Origin of the sequence: Nostoc sp. PCC 9305, assembly GCF_963920915.1 — a bacterium.
In the GTDB taxonomy this organism is placed as follows: Bacteria; Cyanobacteriota; Cyanobacteriia; order Cyanobacteriales; family Nostocaceae; genus Nostoc.
Window position 1 is genome coordinate 1 of sequence record NZ_CAWUDN010000012.1, and the last position, 18208, is coordinate 18208.

An 18208-nucleotide genomic window follows, 5' to 3' on the forward strand; every position below is an offset into this window, starting at 1 on the left:
CAATACACTTGCTGTATAATCGCTTTCAAACTATAATATTTTCAAGGTTCGGTGTCCTTCAAGCGTCGCTCTTTCGCGCTCCGCTTCAAGCACTTATTCAATATAGCGAACCTAACTCTTTGTGTCAACTATTTTTCCAAAAATAACTTTGGATCGCTTTTCTGTCTCCTGAAACTAACTACAGTGTTGGGTTGTAAGCAACAATGGTTTACGGACTGTGTTGACTAAGGATGGAACAAGCGTGAATTTTCAGTCGATAATAAGTTTACTGCATCATTTCTGGGGCGATCGCGGTTGTCTTATTGCCCAGCCCTACGATATTGAAAAGGGGGCTGGTACTAAGAATCCCCAGACTTTTTTAAGAGCATTGGGACCGGAACCTTGGGCTGTTGCTTATGTTGAACCCTGTCGTCGACCTACTGATGGACGCTACGGTGAAAACCCTAACCGCTTCCAACATTATTATCAGTACCAAGTTTTAATCAAGCCGTCACCAGATAATATCCAGGAAATTTATCTTGACTCGTTAAGGGCTTTAGGTATCCGTCCTGAAGACCACGATATTCGGTTTGTAGAAGATAACTGGGAAGATGCAACAGTGGGAGCTTGGGGTACTGGGTGGGAAGTATGGTTAGATGGGATGGAAGTTACTCAATTTACCTACTTTCAACAGTGTGGAGGAATTGATTGCCGTCCGGTGTCGATTGAGATTACATACGGGTTAGAGCGGTTGACAATGTATCTTCAGCAAGTAGAAGCATTTACTAAGATCCAGTGGACAGACAACATTACTTATGGCGATGTTTTCCTGCAAAGTGAGATTGAGCAGTGCATATACAACTTTGAAGCGTCAAATCCTGAGTTGCTACTGACATTATTTAATTTGTATGAGCAGGAAGCTACTCAATTGACGGAGCGAGGGTTGGTATTGCCTAGCTTAGATTATGTAATGAAGTGTTCGCACACATTCAATCTGCTGGATGCTAGAGGTGTGATTTCGGTCACGGAGAGAACTCGCTATATTGCCAGAATTCGGCATTTGGCTAGGAAAGTAGCTCATTTATATGTTGAGCAAAGGGAGAAGTTGGGTTTTCCGTTGCTCAAAGATACTGTAAGTTCAACAGGAAGCCCTATATCCTAAAGGGTGCGGCTACACGAACTAAGTACAGTTTTGTGTAAAATAAGAGCGTTTTTGAAGGCAGAGGAACGCAAAGTAAAGGCAAAGGCACACAGAATCGTACCAAATTTAATTCACTACGATTTTGTGTTCTGTTTATCCTTGTGGCGCTGAGGTTTAAGCTAGGTATATTTTTTTGATCTGGTTTTTGCTAAAGGATAGAAATACGGTTAAATATTGTATCTAGAACATTAAAGCTACAAGAAGGATAAGGCCCGCCTGTGCGGGCTTTGTTTATATAAACTTGATGGATTATACTCACCACAAGCATAAAAACTTTTCGCTGTTGCTAATTAGAGAGATAAAAAGCTCACGCAGAGGTGCTCCAAGCACAGATAATAAGAGTTTGGAATATTTTATTTTTGAATTTCATAACCAAATTCAGCAACGCCGATTTTTCTTTATTGCTGCCCTATCTATATTTAAACCATCTGCAAATTCGGGTTGCCAGGTGCTTTTACAAAAATCTTATGATTCAAACTAGTGGTGTAATTATTTGTCTTGGCTATATTTTTGGGTTGCTGCTTACAGCAGTTCCTTGGGGTGGTGTGGGGATTTTGGTTGTGGGGATTGTGGGAGCAATTGTTTTTAGAAGACGCACCACACTACAGCAATTTGCTCAGAAACCGGAAAATGCTGGAAGCAAAAATAAGGCAGTGCCTAATATTTGGCACAGTACTGCCCATCCTCGAATATGGCTAGCTGCTGGCTTGGTGGGATTATTGGCAACTCTATACTTTCAATGGCGAATGCCACAACCAGGAGCTAAAGATATTAGTCAGTTTGTCCCGCCTGGAAATAGCAGCAATCAAGAACAACTTGTGATTGTACGCGGCGAAGTGGTGAGTAATCCTCGCTTAACTCGCAGTCAGCGTGGACAATTTTGGCTGGAAACGACTCAGTTAGATGAAGTCAAAAATGATAAAGGTTCAGCAGGTGTCCCACAAGGGGTTACAGGGAAATTGTATGTGACAGTCCCTATACTTCAGGCTACTGGGTTATACCCTAGTCAACAAATTGCCGTGACTGGGATTTTGTACAAACCAAAGGCGGCTTCCAACCCTGGTGGTTTCGATTTTCAGAAGTTTCTCAAGCAGGAAGGAACGTTTGCTGGTTTGATTGGACGACAAATAAATGTTTTGGATCGGGAACGGAAATGGGGATGGTGGCAAATTCGGGAACGAATTGTGCGATCGCAAGTTCGTTGGTTGGGTGTTCCTGAAGGGCCTCTTGTAAGCGCAATGGTTTTAGGTAGTAAAGCTGTTGATTTACCCTACGATATCCGAGACTTATTTGTACAAGCCGGATTAGCTCATGCTTTAGCAGCTTCTGGGTTCCAAACTTCTTTGATTCTGAGTGTGATCTTACAGTTAACGAGACGGGCAAGAAAAGGAACACAATTTACCCTTGGGTTTTTGGGTTTAATCATTTTTCTGAGTTTAACAGGGTTTCAACCTGCGGTTCTCAGAGCCGTAATTATGGGTTTTGCGGCATTAGTTGGTCTGCTATTAAAAAGAAAGGTAAAACAGTTTGGCTCGTTACTATTAGCAGCAACTCTGCTATTAGTGTTTAATCCTTTATGGATTTGGGATTTAGGTTTTCAATTGAGTTTTTTAGCAACATTAGGATTGGTTGTAACAGTACCCGCATTAGTCAATCGCTTAGCATGGCTACCGCCTGCGATCGCTGCTTTGATTGCTGTTCCTCTAGCTGCAACTATTTGGACTTTACCTGTGCAACTTTTTGTCTTTGGGGTTGTACCATCTTATAGTCTGTTGCTGAATGTGGTTAGTACTCCATTAATTTCAATCATTAGTATAGGTGGAATTATCAGTGCGTTAGTAGGTTTAGTTTGGACTGAAGCAGGAAGCTTCCTAGCCGGGGTGTTACATTATCCTACTGATTGGCTAATTAAACTAGTGGAATTTTTTAGCAAGTTACCTGGAAATTCTGTTGCTGTAGGCAGCATATCTACTTGGCAGCTTTTGGCGATTTATATACTAATTATATTGGTCTGGTTAGTGCGTTGGTGGCAAAGACGGTGGTGGTTTGCTAATATGATTGCGATTGGTTTAGTATTCATCCCACTTTGGCATTCTAAAAATACATTGTTTAGGATAACAGTCTTAGAATCGGGGACAGAACCAATTGTAGTCGTTCAAGATCGAGGTACTGTAACTGTCATTAACAGTGGTGATGAAGGTACAGGACGTTTTACGATTCTACCGTTTTTACAACAGCAAGGTGTAAATCAAATAAATTGGGCGATCGCAACTGATTTTCAAGGTGATCAAAGTAATGCTTGGTTTGAATTAATGCAACGTTTACCAATCAATAATTTTTATGAATATTCACCCCAGACAGATAATTCTATTACAACTCAGGCAATTCAACAGGAACTACAAAAACATCAAGGAATTTATCAATCATTGGCAGTTGGTCAATCTGTGAAAGCTGGTTCGATAGTAGCACAATTAATCAACGACCAATTACCTATTTTACAATTGCAAATTTTAGGTCAAAATTGGTTATTAGTAGGTAATGTTAAGTCTAAAGAGGTGCAAAAACTAGTTAAAAATGGAAGTTTGTCTCGCCCGCAAGTGCTTTGGTGTGCCCCTGAGTCATTGAAAGATTTAGTTATTGCTCTGCAACCACAAGTAGCGATCGCTTCTTCTGCAAACTTTGATCCAAAAATTTTATTTGAACTGAATCAAAGCCAAACTAAACTATTCTTTACAGGAAGAGATGGGGCTATTCAATGGACTCCTAATGGTCAGTTTGAGGCGTTTATTGAATCAACAGAAAATAAATCATCTGTTTTGTAAAAAACTCACAATTTTAGTAAATTCAAGTTTTATTAAATCTATGACAATCTACTTTTATAGCACTCGTGAAGAATATGGTTGTTTCTCTAACTTTTCATCCCATGGCTTTGAATTAGATGGATTATATTGGTCAACTAGCGAACACTACTTTCAAGCGCAAAAGTTTGTGGGTACATTTCATGTAGAACAAATCCGCCTGGTTAAAACACCTAAAGATGCGGCAAGAATGGGGCGTGAGAGAACCCGTCCTCTACGTCAAGATTGGGAACAAGTTAAAGACGATATTATGCGGCAAGCTGTACTATGTAAATTTCAAACTCATAGAGATATTAGAGATATTTTACTTTCCACAGAAAATGCAGAAATTGTTGAAAATTCGCCTATCGATTTTTACTGGGGTTGCGGAGCCGATGGCAGTGGCAAAAACATGCTAGGAAATATTTTAATGGAGGTACGAAATATCCTGCACGATAGACACAGTACAGATATTGATAATAAAACTCCTAAATCATCTTGTTGCTATAAATGCTTGCCCTAGTATTGACTTCTAAAAAATTTTAAAATTCTTAACTTTAAATTTATATTTTTGATCTTTAGCTAGAGTCAATAAAAAAATCTTAATAATTTATTTTAAATTCACCGCAGAACTTGAATAGTATTATGTTTCGTTAAAATGGAATTGCTGCTATAAATAGAACAATGTATCTACATAAAGTCTAATAAATTACTGTAAAAATCCAGCAGCATTTACTTACTGGTAATTTTAGAACCGTGCAAATTCATCCTCACTCCAAATTTAACCAAAACCGCGATCGCCGCGAGCAGGGTTTGCAAAAATTGCTCGATCGCCTTGTCATATCAATAGAGCAAAATGAGTTAGTTCGGCAAACAACCAATCAACTCAGAGAATCGCTTCAGGTTGATCGTGTGGTGTTGTATTATTTTTACGGGCAGTGGGAAGGACAGGTGACTTTTGAATCTTTAAGTTCTAAAGAATTCTCAATACTAGGTTCCACTGGCCCAGATGATTGTTTTAACAACGAGTATGCTGCTTTATACTTAGCAGGAAGGGTAAAGGTGATCGCTGATATTGAATTAGAGCCAATCGAGGTTTGTCACCGAGACTTTCTCCGCAGTATGCAGGTTCGCGCCAACTTGGTTGCACCAATTGTCATCCCTAGAGGATTATGGGGATTACTAGTAGCACACCACTGTCAAGGGCCTCATGATTGGTTGCCATCAGATATAGAAATGATGCAAACAGGGGCACAAACCCTAGCAACAGATCGAAATATTCTGGAGAGTTAAAATAATTCGTAATTCGTAATTCGTAGTTAAAAGGGCGGTTAGAAACCGCGTCTACACAAGGCTTTACCCCACCTGTGTGGGTTTCAAACCCTCAATTTTTTCTTAGTCTGCGGAGACGGACTTTGCTTGTATAGCCGCGAATTTTATTCGCCCTGGCTCTTACCGGCACTAATTTTTCTAAATAGGGAGAAAGAATTATGAAATTTGGTTACACGGTCATCTGGGTAGACGATGTAGTTAAAACAGTTGAGTTTTACGAAAAAGCCTTTGGTCTAGTTCGTCGTACTCTCCAGGATAAAGGGCAATCTATCTGGGCAGAAATCGAAACCGGAAATACCACACTAGCTTTCTCTTCTAGTAGCGAAGCACAGAAATTATTTCCTAGTGGCTTTCATGCCAACGATCCCACACAACCACCGCCATTAATTCAGATATCATTTATCACCCCTGATGTTGGCAGCGCTTACATGAGAGCGATCGGGGCTGGTGCAAAAACACTAGATGCTCCTAAATCTCAGCCTGGGGGAAAAACTATTGCTCGTGTCCGCGATCCCAATGGTGTGCTGGTGTCCTTGGTGAGTGGCTAGTACTGCTTCTCTGCAAGACGCTACCCTTAATTCATAATTCGTAATTGTAATTACCAGTAGCCTAAGAGTTTTACTAATTCGGTCTTCAAACAAGCAAAGCTATAATTAGCATAGCCTCTAGCGGTGTTCCATGCTGCTATGACTCTCCTTTTAACACTGGAACTGAACGATCGCATTTTCGCCGCGATTCAGCAACAGGCTGAGGCAATTGGCGTTCCTTGTGAACGACTAGCTGCAACGTTGCTAGAACAACAGTTTGGGTAAGTTTTTAAATTGTTGTGAGGTTGATACCTACCTTCTAGAGCTTCAAAGACTTGCCACGAAAGTTCAGCAGGAAGTTGAAAAGCGTTTTAACCCGTATTGGAGTGCGCGATCGCCTTTTAGCAAGACGAAACCCACAAAGGTAAATTACGAGAGAGCATTCCGTTTTGGCAGATTGCCCTACGCTAAGGCGCACGCTACGCGAAGAGAAGTTAAGTCTGGGGCTATACAAATCTTTCGTCCGCACAACGACCGGCTCAGTGATCACCTGCGCGGACTCTATAAAACCCGCGCAGGCTGGTTTAGTGTGTATAGCCACGATTTCCAATCGCCCGGTGTTTCTGACGTTGGCGTAGCCTGTCGTCGTTGGTAAGCATTTGTTTTTTGTGTTTTTTGTAGTCCCCAATCTAAAATCTGAAATTTTATGGATTCCAATGCTTTGCTGTGTGCAGCGATCGCAAATCATATTACCACCAGTCCTCAGCAACGAATTACTTTCGCCCAATTCATGGATCTAGCGCTGTACCACCCTGAATACGGCTACTATTCTAGCGATGCAATCAAAATTGGCTTTAAAGGTGGTGATTTTTTCACCTCTCCTAACCTCTGTGCTGACTTTGGTGAGTTATTGGCAGAACAATTTTTTCAGATGTGGGAGATTTTAGGAAAACCTGTACCCTTTTCTTTGGTAGAAATGGGAGCAGGTGAAGGATTGCTAGCTTTGCATATCCTTAAATATCATCAACAGCACTACCCAGATTTTTTTACGGCGCTAGAGTACATCATTGTTGAAAAATCTCCAAGTTTAAGACAAAAACAGCAGCAACGCTTGCAAGATTTCCCTGTGCGTTGGTGTAATTTAGAAGAGATACCACCAAATGCGATCGCTGGTTGCTTTTTCTCTAACGAGTTAGTAGATGCGTTCCCCGTGCATCAATTCATCCTAGAAACGGCAGAACTCCGAGAAATTTATGTAACCACAGATAGTAATGAGAAAGAAACCTGCTCATCATTTGTGGAAGTCACAGGGGAACCTTCAACGCCCCAACTAGCTGAATATTTAGACTTAGTGGAAATGAACTTTAACCAAAGTGCATATCCCGATGGCTACCGTAGTGAAATTAATTTAGCTGCTCTAGACTGGTTGAGTATAGTAGCAGACTGCTTGCAGCGCGGCTATGTGTTAACAATTGATTATGGCTACCCCGCCAGCCGTTACTACAATCCCAGGCGATCGCAAGGAACGTTACAGTGCTATTATCACCACCGCTTCCATGACAATCCTTATATTAATATTGGGCGACAAGATATAACTGCCCATGTTGACTTTACAGCTTTGGAACGCTGGGGCCAGAAGTGTAACTTAAAGAATGTTGGTTTTATCCAGCAGGGATTATTTTTGATGGCATTGGGATTAGGCGATCGTATTGCAGCCCTTTCCCAGCAAAAGCAACCTCTCTCGCAGTTACTACAGCATCGGGATGCACTACACCAACTTCTAGATCCCACAGGACTCGGCGGCTTTGGAATCTTAATTCAGAGCAAAGGTCTGGACAAGACAGAAATCTCTCAAGCATTAAAAGGATTGATCCTGCCAGAGTAAGCGTAAAGTTGAAAAGTTAAAACTCTATTTAAGAATGCAGTATCAGTCTTATTTGGACTAGCATAACAGTGATTACAGTAAAGTTAAACACACTACCAAAGTAATAATTATGTCCACTCATGACCTGTTAATGCTAGTAACACTACTTACCCCTGGTATATTACTTTCAGTGATAATTATGTTAACTTTTGCTGCCGGTGGTTGATTGCCAGAGTTAGGAAGTAAGAAAACTGGGATTTAGGACTGTATTTTAAATTTCAAATAACTACTTCCCAACTAAATTTGAATCAAACAATGCGCTGTTTGCGATAGGTTATAACGCTCAATGACTCGCTCTAAGCGTTGGCGTAACCTTTCGTAGAGAAGCTATGTAAAAAGCTTTACGCAACGCTTACGGTGACGCTGTACTAAAGGAACGTAAAAAATGAAGGTGGCATTTCTGGGAATTGGACTGATGGGACTACCAATGGCTCAAAGGTTATTAGCCGCAGATATACAGCTAGTTGTCTACAATCGTACCCCAGAAAAATTAGCACCACTACAAGCAGCTGGGGCTGAAATTGCTACACATCCCCGCCATGCCATTCGTGCTGCTGAGTGTGTAATTCTCATGCTGACTAATGCCCCAGCCATTTATAATGTGTTGCTTTCAGATACTGCTTGGCAAACTTTGAAAGGGCGCACAATCATCCAAATGGGAACAATTACACCGACAGAAAGCCAGGAAATTAGAGATGCAGTTGTTGGGGGTGGTGGTGAGTATTTAGAAGCGCCCGTATTAGGGGGTATCCCAGAAGCAAAAGCTGGCAAATTGAGTGTTATGGTAGGGGCCGAGCCAGAACAATACGAACATCACTTGAAGTTACTCCAAAATTTTGGGACAGAACCTTTACTTATCGGGCCAGTGGGATCTGCGGCGGCGCTTAAATTGGCACTAAATCAACTAATAGCTTCTCTAACAACTAGCTTTGCTCTGAGTCTAGCTTTTGTCCAGCGTCAAGGTGTAGATGTGGATGTGTTTATGCAAATCTTGCGCGACAGTCCTTTCTACGCACCTATCTTTGACAAAAAGCTACAACTGATGTTAGATGGCAATTATGCCGATCCCAATTTCCCTACAAAATATTTACTTAAAGATACGGAATTATTTATCTCGGAAGCAAAATCTCAAAGTTTGGATCTCAGCAGTATTAAAGGAGTGCGGCAAATCTTGCAAACAGCCGTAAAAATGTCATTTGCTGATGATGATTACTCATCACTATTTTCAGTCATTAAGGAATGGGGAGAAGCGATCGGGGAATAAAGGGTTTAAGCTCATCTCACGCCTGAAGTCAGTGGATTGTGGGGTGCATGTTAAAGGTATGAAATTTTCCCTTACCCGTTAACATGCACCCTAACATCTTGCAAAAGCTACTGTTGCAAGATGTCTAAGCAAGCTACGCCCACCGTCTTCCTTTCAAAGAAGCAAGTGTTGTTAGTTTCGTCAACTTATTCGCGTAGCGCATCTCTGACAGCAGTTTATTATCACGTCAAGTGGCGTTTGACGAGTAAAGGCCAACAAATACCTTGGTCATATTGGTCTTTGCTAATATGACAGTAAGTGCAATTTTTCTTAATCTAAGCGAATCGCCTTGTACGCTCCTCCAAAATTATAAATTAAAACTTTTTAAAATTAAAATGTGGACTATTTAGTTTAGATGGGATTCATCCATCTGCCATTGCTCAAGGGTTAATTGCTTACGAATTTCTCAAAAAGATGAAAGATGTTGGAGTTGTTAATAACACCCAACTAGATTGGAAGTCGATCTTTTCCAGCGATCAACTTTATTCGCAACCTATTACTTTGATGCATGAATTTTACGACAATAAAGAATTTGCCGAAACCATCATCAAGCTATTTGGCAGCAATCCACTTGCCAGAAACCCAGTTAAGAATTGAATACTTTAATTCTAGATTGTCTCTAGTCATAGCTCCGGGCTTATTTCAGTAAGAAAATTTAACGTCTGAAAGGATGTTTGAAAAGTATTTTTGTAACATCTAAGCCTCGAAAACCTAACCCTTCCTCGCGCCATTTTCTTTTAGGGAATGGAGTTTCAAACCCTATCGGTCTTTCGGGGAGAGGCTGGGAGAGAAGTTTTGAGTACATAGACTTTACAACTTTTCAAACAACCTCTTACTGAGGATAAAGATTAGTAATACTGCTCACTATCGGCGATCTTGAGATGGTTAGTGAGTAGCCACCCTATGGTCTATTGACTTGAAAATTGCTCTAATAAACGATCGCTGACCATTAATAGTAGTTTAGCGGGGAAATGGTAGAGATTCAGGCACAGATGAAGGCTGAGGTTGAGGTTCAGGTTGAGGATTGAGAAAATCCTGCCAAGCCTTAATTTGCTCTTGCGCTGCACTGTAAGCAGCACTACCGCGTGGAATCGATTTGGCAATGTCAATACCTCTAGCAATATCAGATTGACCTTGAGTCCGTGCAATTTCTAACAATTGCTGACTCCATTGGTCAATAGCCTGATTTGCATCCATACGTAAGATGCTATTGTTTGAAACTCGATCCGCCAGTCGTATTGCCTCAACCAATGCTTCTGGAGTGCCAGCCGCACCCACTTGCTGGGCTTTTTTCCAGTCTTCTCTAGTGCGGATTTGCCCTTCCCAGTCATCGATCGCAGTTTGTGCTTCTTGTGAAAGCGCCCTTCCCGATGAAGCAATTTGTTGAGCTGTGCTGATGGCGGCGGTGAGATTTCCACTCTGGGCCAGTTCTTGTGCTCGATCTAAGTAAGGTTGGTCTTGAATTCGCTCAATCTTTCCTACCCAAGTACGAATTTTTTTCCGTGCTTCTGGATATAATGCACGACCTCTACGAATTTCGCTGGCCTGGGCGATCGCAGCTTGCAAGGAGTTAATATCCTCGAATATTGCTATCTGTTCGGCACGGTCTAAGTAAGGTTGGTCTTCAATTGTCTCCACTTGGGCATTCCAGCGACCTATCTCTTGCCTAGCTTCTGCACCTCTAGGATTACTAGCAGGAATCAGCTGTACTTGGGCGATCGCTGCTGTTAAATTTGGGACTGTCCCTTGGCTAGCCAATATTCTCGCTTTTTCCAGATGGGCAACATCTTCAATTTCCAACTGCCAACGAGCAATTAATTGCTGTGCTTCGTTATACACTGGTCTGGAGGGATCGATTTGTTGTGCTTGAGCGATCGCTGCCTCTAAACCAGAAACATTACCGATCCAAGCACTTCTTTTGGCGTCAGCGATGGCAATAAAGTCATCTGTTTCACCTTGTAGTTTCGTACTTTCCGGTATTTGCCTAGCAATATTCAGCGCTTCATCCGCATCCTGCTTGTCTAGTTTCGCCTGTGCTAATTCCAGCATTTTGCGTCCAAATGCCGGAACCGCTTCCTGAGCTTTTTGGTAAAGGTAACTTTCCTGCCCAATGGACTCGGCTAAGTTGATCGCTTCTAGGATATTATCGACTACTTTGCTATTTGCTAAACTTTCGGCTTTTCCTAACTTATCGCCATCTTCCCGTGCTGTGGCAATTAGACGATTCAATTGGTCGTATTTAGTACCCGCCCAGTATTGATTGTCTACGCGCAGCATTTTAGCGGATAACATGAACGCTGATTGCCAGCGCCGTTCCTTTACTTCGGCGATTGCACCGTTGTATGTGGCTTCAGCCTTTGACCAAATTGACTGCCATTTGTCAACTTGTTCATTGACTAATTTATAAGCTGCTACATCTTCGGGTATCTTACGAGCAGTCGCGATCGCTTCCTCTAAATTACCAGTTTGGAAACTTTGATCGGCTAGCTTCAAAATATCCCGCGACCATTCTTCGATGAAACGATCGATTTCTCCATGCAACGGGTGATTTTGTGGTAGTTGCTTCACCAGAGCGATCGCTTGCAATAGGTCGTTCACTGTTTGCTTAGAAGCCGCTAACTGAGCGCAATGTAGCCGAACAGAAGCACTAGCCAGCGGCCAGAAAATCGATGGACAATTAGGGGCAGCTGGCAATTTTAGCAGCATTGCCATTGCCAAGAATCCGACACTGCTGGGAATCAACATTAGTAGTACTAGCCACAATGTCCAGCTTTTCAGCCAGCGTGGCCATTTCCCAGAAGTACTACTGAGTTGGGCAGTTTCTTCTGAATTACTATTCGTATGGTTTTTTTTTCGCCGCTTCACTGACTTGGAGGTAGAACCAGTAGCTGGGACATCAAATGGCTGAGTTTCACCGAATTGTTCTGTTCGGGATAATCTTTTATTTTGATCTGGCTCTCTTCCACTGGCTGAAGACCAACTGTCTGGAATATCCCGCTCTGTCATCTCTCACACCAAAATAATTGAATAGCGCTCTGTTTTAGATTGATAATTCCATTGTTGACATAGTAACTTTCTCATCATTAAAAAGCTACTTTTTTGATTATCTCTCTCCACAGAGTACCATTATCAATCTCAAAAATCAGTGCTATTTTATACTTTATCCTCAAACAGCAGATTCGGCTTGCAAATCGGAAATTAGTTGAGCTAACTGATCGCTACTTGCCTGGTAGACGTTGCCGCAAAAGTCGCAAGTTGCTTCAGCACCATCATCTTTAAGAATCATATCTTGCAGTTCAGCTTCTCCCAAAATCTTTAGTGCCCCCAAAACGCGATCGAAAGAGCAACCACAGTGGAAGCGCAACATTTGGCGTTCGGAAAAGATTTCTAACCCCATATCTCCCAATAAGTCATCAAAGATTTCAGGTAAGGTCTTCCCAGCTTGTAATAACGGCGTAAATCCTGCTAGACCAGCAACCCTTGATTCCAACGTTTCTACTAAGGCTTCGTCTCTGGCGGCTTTGGGTAATATTTGTATCAGTAATCCTCCCGCAGCAGTTACTCCGGCTGCTCCCACGAACACACCTAAAACTAAAGCCGAAGGTGTTTGCTCGGAATTCACGAGATAATGAGCGACATCATCACCAATTTCGCCAGAAACTAGTTCTACGGTACTAGAGTAAGGATAACCATAACCGATATCCCGCACAACGTAGAGGTAGCCGCCACCCACAGCACCACCAACATCTAATTTACCTTTGGCGTTGGGAGGCAATTCTACAGATGGATTTCCGACATATCCACGTACCGTACCATCTAAGCCTGCATCTACCAATATGCCACCCAAAGGCCCATCGCCCTTAACGCGGACATTCACCCTCGATCCAGTTCGCTTCATACTAGAAACCATTAACAAACCCGCCACCATAGTCCGACCCAGTGCTGCCGTTGCCACATAAGAAAGCTTGTGACGCTGCCGTGCTTCTTCTGTTAAACGTGTGGCGATCGCACCTACGGCACGAATTCCACCTTCGGCTGCTGTTGCACGAATTAACTGATCCGCCATGAATAACCTTACATTTCTTAACAAGTTCACTTTTTCTATTCTAAGTTCTCTGCTGCGAGAAAAGTCACCTAGTCATAATCAGTGATTGTATTTGCAATATTAGAAATAGCGATGTCTTATCTTTAGGTAATCCGAGAAAAATGCTGGGTAATTTTCAACAAAGCCAACTGCGGATCGAAATCGAAGCATCAACAGATGTAATTCGTGACAGTCTGCTGCATCCCGTGCAACTAAAAAAATGGCTTTTAGGGCAACGTTTTGCCCCAGGAATGCCAGAAGAACTGCTTCCCGGATTCCAGTTTACAACCTGGACTGGGCCAGTCGCGATTCATCATCAAGTAAACGTTGTCAAATCCAATTGCCTCCGCTTAGTACTCAGTGGAGGCATTGATGGGTTCCACGAATGGTACTGGGGAGAAGGTTGGGTACAGTCCCGCTTGGAAGGAGTTTCAATTTTGCCTTTGAATTTGGGTCAAACACTCAGCTTGTTGAGCTTGCGTCAGTTTTTAGCAACTCAAGAACGTTGAATGGACTGAACGTAGAAAGGGGATTTTCCTTGTCTCTATGGTTAGCCCTTACAAGGTAACTCGAAAAATCTCTTTTTTCTCTGTGCCACGGACACTTTGCTCAAGTAGGGAAACCTGCTCATGCAAGTGTCCTCCTCTGTGACTCTGCGGTTTAAAAGTAATTTATCTAACGACTCTAGACGCAGAGAACACAGAATTGCATAGGTTAAAATTGTTAAACCCACATTCTGCACTATGTTGACCACTTTCTAGACTCATGGGAATTAATTCTCCCTTGACCAATTTATAGCGGATATCAGTGCGATCATATTTTAGGTATTCATCAAAGGTTAGTTTTGGGGTGGTTATAGCCATTGCTTCCCCTTGCAAATCTTTACCTTGGTTTTACGACTAACACTGAACAATTAGCCTCTTCTACAACTTGACTGCTAACAGAACCCTGGACAATTCGTTTCATCCCCATCAACCCCCGACTGCCAATTATAATTAAGTCAGTTTTATAAATATTGGCAAGACGAATAATCTCTTCAGCGGGATCGCCAGTTACTAACTCTAACTCACTTCTGACTGATAACTTTTCCTGATATAATTGCAGTTGCTTTTCAATATGAAAATAAGAAAATGTTGGGGACTCTGGCTGAGGGCGATCGGCAGGTAGTTCCATTTCTGACTCTGGTGTGAGAAACACATGACAGAGAATAACCTTGGCGTCTTTTGAAAACACCAAATTATCTAAAGCTTGAATTACTCGTTGTGAAATATCCGAACCGTCCAGAGCCACCAAAACACTATTTAGCACTGCTCTCGTCTCCTAAAGAGTAGACCCCTTACATACATAAGTATCTAGCAAAATTAGTCGGCAGTGACACGAAATTAATTTTTTATCTGACAACTTACAGCTATTTGCAGGTAAATAGCTGTAAGTTTATATATTTAAGGCTACGCCATAGGTCAGTGAGTTTTATGCCACTTTCATGTGAAGGGATTATAGCAAATTTTCTGGATAATGAAGCTTTTCACGAGTTTCTGGGAGAGGGTTTTCCTCTCCCAAAAACTACTGTCTGTTGGCAATACCCGACTTGTGGACGCTTAAAGGGTGACTCAAGGCAGTCCCGATGAAACGAGTTTCACAACCAACCATGCATGAAAATGTTCTAGGGACTGGGATTTTTACTCAGCACTGGCTTATCAAAAAAAAATTAAGCATTCCAAATCACTCTTCTTGCTGAATTCGGCGTCGGACTGAATCAGCATGGGAAGGTAAACCTTCTGCTGTTGCTAGCACATCAATAGCACCAGCCACATTTTGCAGTGCAGTTTGGGAGTATTGAATAATACTGGAGTGTTTAAGGAAAGTTTCAACACCCAATGCCGAAGCATAGCGGGCAGCACCAGAAGTGGGCAAGGTATGATTAGGACCTGCCAAATAGTCTCCTACAGCTTCTGGTGTTGAGTAACCCAAAAAGATTGCCCCAGCGTGACGAATCTGTGGTAATAGTGCCCAAGGGTCTTTGACTTCTAATTCTAGGTGTTCAGGGGCAAATTCATTTGAGAGTTCTGCTGCTGCTTGGAGCGATTCCACAACGATAATTAAGCCGTAGTGAGCGATCGCTTTTTCTGTGTCTATTCGCCGTGGATGATCCACTAGCTGTCTTTCCAAGGCTAATTGTACGTTTTTCGCCAAAGCAACATCTGTGGTCAGCAAAATCGCTGCCGCCATCGGATCGTGTTCGGCTTGGGCTAGCAAGTCAGCAGCTACATGCACTGGATTTGCGCTTTCATCGGCAATCACCAGCACTTCGCTGGGGCCTGCCAAGGAATCAATGCCAACAGTGCCATAGACAAGTTTTTTCGCTAGGGTGACATAAATGTTACCAGGGCCAGTAATCACATCCACTTTCGGAATTGTTTCTGTGCCATAGGCTAAAGCAGCGATCGCTTGTGCGCCCCCAATACGATAAATTTCTTGCACCCCTGCTTCTTGGGCAGCTACCAAGACTGCTGGGTTAATAGCACCCCCTGGGCCTGGTGGTGTTACCATCACCACGTGCGGTACAGCTGCAACATGAGCCGGAATTGCATTCATTAGCACTGTACTGGGATAGGCGGCACGGCCACCAGGCACATACAACCCAGCTCGGTCTACAGGGGTGTAGCGTTTGCCCAGTACTACTTCATCGTCACCAAAGTGTACCCAGCTTTTTGGTACTCGCTGACGATGAAACGCTTCAATTTGACGGCAAGCTAGCCGAACTGCACTCAACAACTCTTTTGATACCTGTTGATAGGCTGCATCCAGTTCCGAGCCTGTAACTCGGAGTTCTTCTGCTTTCAGGGTTTGCTTGTCAAATTCGTCCGTGTAATGCAATACAGCTTTGTCGCCTTGGCGCTTCACTGCTTGCAAAATTTCCCGCACCGTTGCTTCTTTATGAAGTACCTGTTCGTCATGGGTGCGATCGCAGATCCGTTGTAGTTCTGCTCTAACGTCTGCCTGCTGAGTAATAATTCGCAGCATGGAGTAAGGACAATGCCAAAATTATAATATTGCCACCTGAGATTTAGTATTGCTCTTGACCCACTGGGGTGTGCAAGCTGACTCTAATTCTCTTCTCTAGCTTAACCTGGATTTTTTTGATACTCTCAAGGCTACCAGCGTATAGTTTGCTTGAGAAGGCGACTTAATTGCTCAATCCGATAAGCCTTGACTGGCTAGCGGCAGGAAGCAGGTGTGCCATTTCCCGCTACCCTTACACCCTTTCCCTCAATTCTTATGGGGTGCAGATGGTGTGTTTACACATGCAATTCCCTGAATTTACATGGGCTAGGATCTGAGTATAATTTTTACTTATTTCCCTAACTTTTAGTAGTTAATGTCTGTACAGGCACGATATATCGGTTCTATACTTGAGAATCCCTGAAATTTAGCTCTTTACAGTTCCTGCCTCTAAATATACATCTGGTTTACGCACAAATTTTATTTATCGGCAATCACATTGCTTAATCAGGGTGTGATGAGTTAGGGTGACATTTCATTTATTTAGATGCATTTTATTTTAACGCATTTCCTCAATTGACGAAATACTGAATTTGCGAGTAGAGACTATGGAAATAATAATATTGATGATCTTCATTCATGCCCAATACCTAATCCCATAATTTTTTTAGGAAATTCTAACATTGGCAATTTGGATGCTATATTAGTAAGTCTAGTAGTGTGTGTACATAATTAATAATCGTATTTTTGGAATTGACTGTGGCGAATACAAAGTCTGCTCTTAAGCGTGCCCAAATCGCAGAACGTAACCGACTGCGTAATAAATCTTACAAATCAGCAGTCAAGACGCTGATGAAGAAATACCTCAATGCTGTAGCTGCTTATACAGCTAATCCTACCCCAGAATTAAAACAAGAAGCACAAGCTCGGTTATCCGAAGCTTACGGCAAAATTGATAAGGCGATCAAACGAGGTGTTCTTCACCCAAACAATGGGGCAAGGAAAAAATCAAGATTGGCTCACAGACTAAAACCCCTCACACAAACAGCTGAGTAGTCATTGCTAATTTGTCCTTAGTCATTAGTCATTGGTAACAAAACAAACGACAAATGACGAAGGACAAACAACAAAGGACAAAAGATGCAACTGATAGACACGCACGTACATCTCAACTTTGATAGTTTTCAGCCGGATTTAGCAATAGTGCGATCGCGGTGGCAAGAAGCAGGTGTAGTGCATTTAGTGCATTCCTGTGTTCACCCGGAGGAGTTTTCCAGTATTCAATCCATAGCCCAAGATTTTCCTGAAATTAGTTTTGCTGTAGGATTACATCCTTTAGATGCTGATAAATGGAATAGCGAAACAGCCGAGAAAATCAAAACTTTAGCGAGTTCTGACTCGAATGTGGTAGCAATTGGGGAAATGGGGCTGGATTTTTACAAAGCTGATAACTACGAGCAACAGTATATGGTGTTCGAGTCCCAGTTGGAGATCGCATCTGAACTAAACTTACCAGTGATTATCCACTGCCGTGATGCTGCGGTGGCAACCAAAGAAGTGTTGGAAAAGTGGCGGCAACTCAAAGGAGAAAGAGTGCGGGGTGTGATGCATTGCTGGGGAGGAACACCTGAAGAAACTCAATGGTTTCTCGATTTAGGCTTTTATATCAGCTTTAGCGGTACGGTAACGTTTAAAAATGCTAAAGCAATCCAATCCTCCGCTGCTATGGTAAGTGGCGATCGCCTCCTGATTGAAACAGATTGCCCATTTCTCGCTCCAGTTCCGAAACGGGGCGAGAGGCGCAATGAGCCTGCCTACGTACTTTATGTAGCCGAGCAAGTAGCTAAACTGCGTCAAGAAACGGTAGAGGCGATCGCCCATCAAACCACCCAAAATGCCTGTGAATTATTCGGGTTGTCAATATCAGATGCGTTCTAGTATCTTTTGTTAAGTTGTGTAAAAAAAATAAATCTATAGGGGGACAAAAATATGCTAATATTATTCCCTCAAAAACATTT

General features: G+C 42.4%; 16 protein-coding genes. 12 read left to right on the forward strand and 4 right to left on the reverse strand.

The window, feature by feature from the left end; all coding sequences use genetic code 11:
• The first annotated feature begins 241 nt into the window (after positions 1–241).
• The 9 genes from glyQ (at position 242) to ACM0OX_RS06690 (ending at position 9700) form a co-directional block, all read left to right on the forward strand.
• Entirely contained in the window at positions 242–1141 is a 900-nt protein-coding gene (glyQ, locus tag ACM0OX_RS06650; protein WP_414514095.1) for a glycine--tRNA ligase subunit alpha, read from the forward strand.
• A 506-nt stretch (positions 1142–1647) separates the two neighbouring features.
• Positions 1648–4002, forward strand: coding sequence for a ComEC/Rec2 family competence protein (locus ACM0OX_RS06655; RefSeq protein ID WP_414514097.1), 2355 nt, complete (start codon positions 1648–1650; stop codon positions 4000–4002).
• A gap of 40 nt (positions 4003–4042) precedes the next feature.
• A complete protein-coding gene (locus ACM0OX_RS06660; protein ID WP_414514099.1) occupies positions 4043–4540 on the forward strand; it encodes an NADAR family protein in 498 nt (165 codons plus the stop codon).
• 233 nt (positions 4541–4773) lie between these two features.
• Positions 4774–5310, forward strand: a complete 537-nt coding sequence (locus tag ACM0OX_RS06665; protein ID WP_414514101.1) for a GAF domain-containing protein — start codon at positions 4774–4776, stop codon at positions 5308–5310.
• A 197-nt stretch (positions 5311–5507) separates the two neighbouring features.
• Positions 5508–5897, forward strand: a complete 390-nt coding sequence (locus ACM0OX_RS06670; protein WP_414514103.1) for a VOC family protein — start codon at positions 5508–5510, stop codon at positions 5895–5897.
• Positions 5898–6035: 138 nt separating this feature from the next.
• Positions 6036–6161, forward strand: a complete 126-nt coding sequence (locus tag ACM0OX_RS06675; RefSeq protein WP_414514105.1) for a hypothetical protein — start codon at positions 6036–6038, stop codon at positions 6159–6161.
• A gap of 421 nt (positions 6162–6582) precedes the next feature.
• Positions 6583–7761 (forward strand): class I SAM-dependent methyltransferase, encoded by a 1179-nt coding sequence (locus ACM0OX_RS06680; protein WP_414514107.1) that lies wholly within the window; start codon positions 6583–6585, stop codon positions 7759–7761.
• Between the two features lie 424 nt (positions 7762–8185).
• Positions 8186–9064: an NAD(P)-dependent oxidoreductase gene (locus ACM0OX_RS06685; RefSeq protein ID WP_094350041.1), complete on the forward strand. Its 879-nt coding sequence runs from the start codon at positions 8186–8188 to the stop codon at positions 9062–9064.
• Positions 9065–9517: 453 nt separating this feature from the next.
• Positions 9518–9700, forward strand: a complete 183-nt coding sequence (locus ACM0OX_RS06690; RefSeq protein WP_414514109.1) for a hypothetical protein — start codon at positions 9518–9520, stop codon at positions 9698–9700.
• 363 nt (positions 9701–10063) lie between these two features.
• Here ACM0OX_RS06690 and ACM0OX_RS06695 read toward each other — a convergent pair whose 3' ends face one another.
• A complete protein-coding gene (locus tag ACM0OX_RS06695) occupies positions 10064–12109 on the reverse strand; it encodes a chromosome segregation ATPase (RefSeq protein WP_414514111.1) in 2046 nt (681 codons plus the stop codon).
• A 160-nt stretch (positions 12110–12269) separates the two neighbouring features.
• Positions 12270–13169, reverse strand: a complete 900-nt coding sequence (hslO, locus tag ACM0OX_RS06700; protein ID WP_414514112.1) for an Hsp33 family molecular chaperone HslO — start codon at positions 13167–13169, stop codon at positions 12270–12272.
• Between the two features lie 140 nt (positions 13170–13309).
• Here hslO and ACM0OX_RS06705 point away from each other — a divergent pair, with 140 nt between their 5' ends.
• Positions 13310–13696 (forward strand): hypothetical protein, encoded by a 387-nt coding sequence (locus tag ACM0OX_RS06705; protein WP_181928795.1) that lies wholly within the window; start codon positions 13310–13312, stop codon positions 13694–13696.
• A 373-nt stretch (positions 13697–14069) separates the two neighbouring features.
• Here the strand turns inward: ACM0OX_RS06705 and ACM0OX_RS06710 are convergent, their stop codons facing one another.
• The gene (locus ACM0OX_RS06710) at positions 14070–14495 is read right to left on the reverse strand and encodes a universal stress protein (RefSeq protein WP_414514114.1); all 426 of its coding nucleotides are present in this window, start codon (positions 14493–14495) and stop codon (positions 14070–14072) included.
• 414 nt (positions 14496–14909) lie between these two features.
• The gene (gene hisD / locus ACM0OX_RS06715; protein ID WP_414514116.1) at positions 14910–16211 is read right to left on the reverse strand and encodes a histidinol dehydrogenase; all 1302 of its coding nucleotides are present in this window, start codon (positions 16209–16211) and stop codon (positions 14910–14912) included.
• A 738-nt stretch (positions 16212–16949) separates the two neighbouring features.
• Here hisD and rpsT point away from each other — a divergent pair.
• Both rpsT and ACM0OX_RS06725 read left to right on the forward strand, forming a co-directional pair.
• Positions 16950–17246 carry a 30S ribosomal protein S20 gene (gene rpsT, locus ACM0OX_RS06720; protein ID WP_322666272.1) on the forward strand — a complete coding sequence of 99 codons (297 nt, stop codon included), beginning with the start codon at positions 16950–16952 and terminating at the stop codon, positions 17244–17246.
• A gap of 84 nt (positions 17247–17330) precedes the next feature.
• The gene (locus tag ACM0OX_RS06725; RefSeq protein ID WP_414514118.1) at positions 17331–18128 is read left to right on the forward strand and encodes a TatD family hydrolase; all 798 of its coding nucleotides are present in this window, start codon (positions 17331–17333) and stop codon (positions 18126–18128) included.
• Positions 18129–18208: the final 80 nt, after the last annotated feature.

Bases quoted from the DNA above. Each gene is read 5' to 3' on its own strand.
- ACM0OX_RS06655 (WP_414514097.1), top strand. From the start codon at position 1,648: ATGATTCAAACTAGTGGTGTAATTATTTGTCTTGGCTATATTTTTGGG.
- ACM0OX_RS06660 (WP_414514099.1), top strand. From the start codon at position 4,043: ATGACAATCTACTTTTATAGCACTCGTGAAGAATATGGTTGTTTCTCT.
- ACM0OX_RS06670 (WP_414514103.1), top strand. From the start codon at position 5,508: ATGAAATTTGGTTACACGGTCATCTGGGTAGACGATGTAGTTAAAACA.
- ACM0OX_RS06675 (WP_414514105.1), top strand. From the start codon at position 6,036: ATGACTCTCCTTTTAACACTGGAACTGAACGATCGCATTTTCGCCGCG.
- ACM0OX_RS06680 (WP_414514107.1), top strand. From the start codon at position 6,583: ATGGATTCCAATGCTTTGCTGTGTGCAGCGATCGCAAATCATATTACC.
- ACM0OX_RS06685 (WP_094350041.1), top strand. From the start codon at position 8,186: ATGAAGGTGGCATTTCTGGGAATTGGACTGATGGGACTACCAATGGCT.
- ACM0OX_RS06690 (WP_414514109.1), top strand. From the start codon at position 9,518: ATGAAAGATGTTGGAGTTGTTAATAACACCCAACTAGATTGGAAGTCG.
- ACM0OX_RS06695 (WP_414514111.1), bottom strand. From the start codon at position 12,109: ATGACAGAGCGGGATATTCCAGACAGTTGGTCTTCAGCCAGTGGAAGA.
- hslO (WP_414514112.1), bottom strand. From the start codon at position 13,169: ATGGCGGATCAGTTAATTCGTGCAACAGCAGCCGAAGGTGGAATTCGT.
- ACM0OX_RS06705 (WP_181928795.1), top strand. From the start codon at position 13,310: ATGCTGGGTAATTTTCAACAAAGCCAACTGCGGATCGAAATCGAAGCA.
- hisD (WP_414514116.1), bottom strand. From the start codon at position 16,211: ATGCTGCGAATTATTACTCAGCAGGCAGACGTTAGAGCAGAACTACAA.
- ACM0OX_RS06725 (WP_414514118.1), top strand. From the start codon at position 17,331: ATGCAACTGATAGACACGCACGTACATCTCAACTTTGATAGTTTTCAG.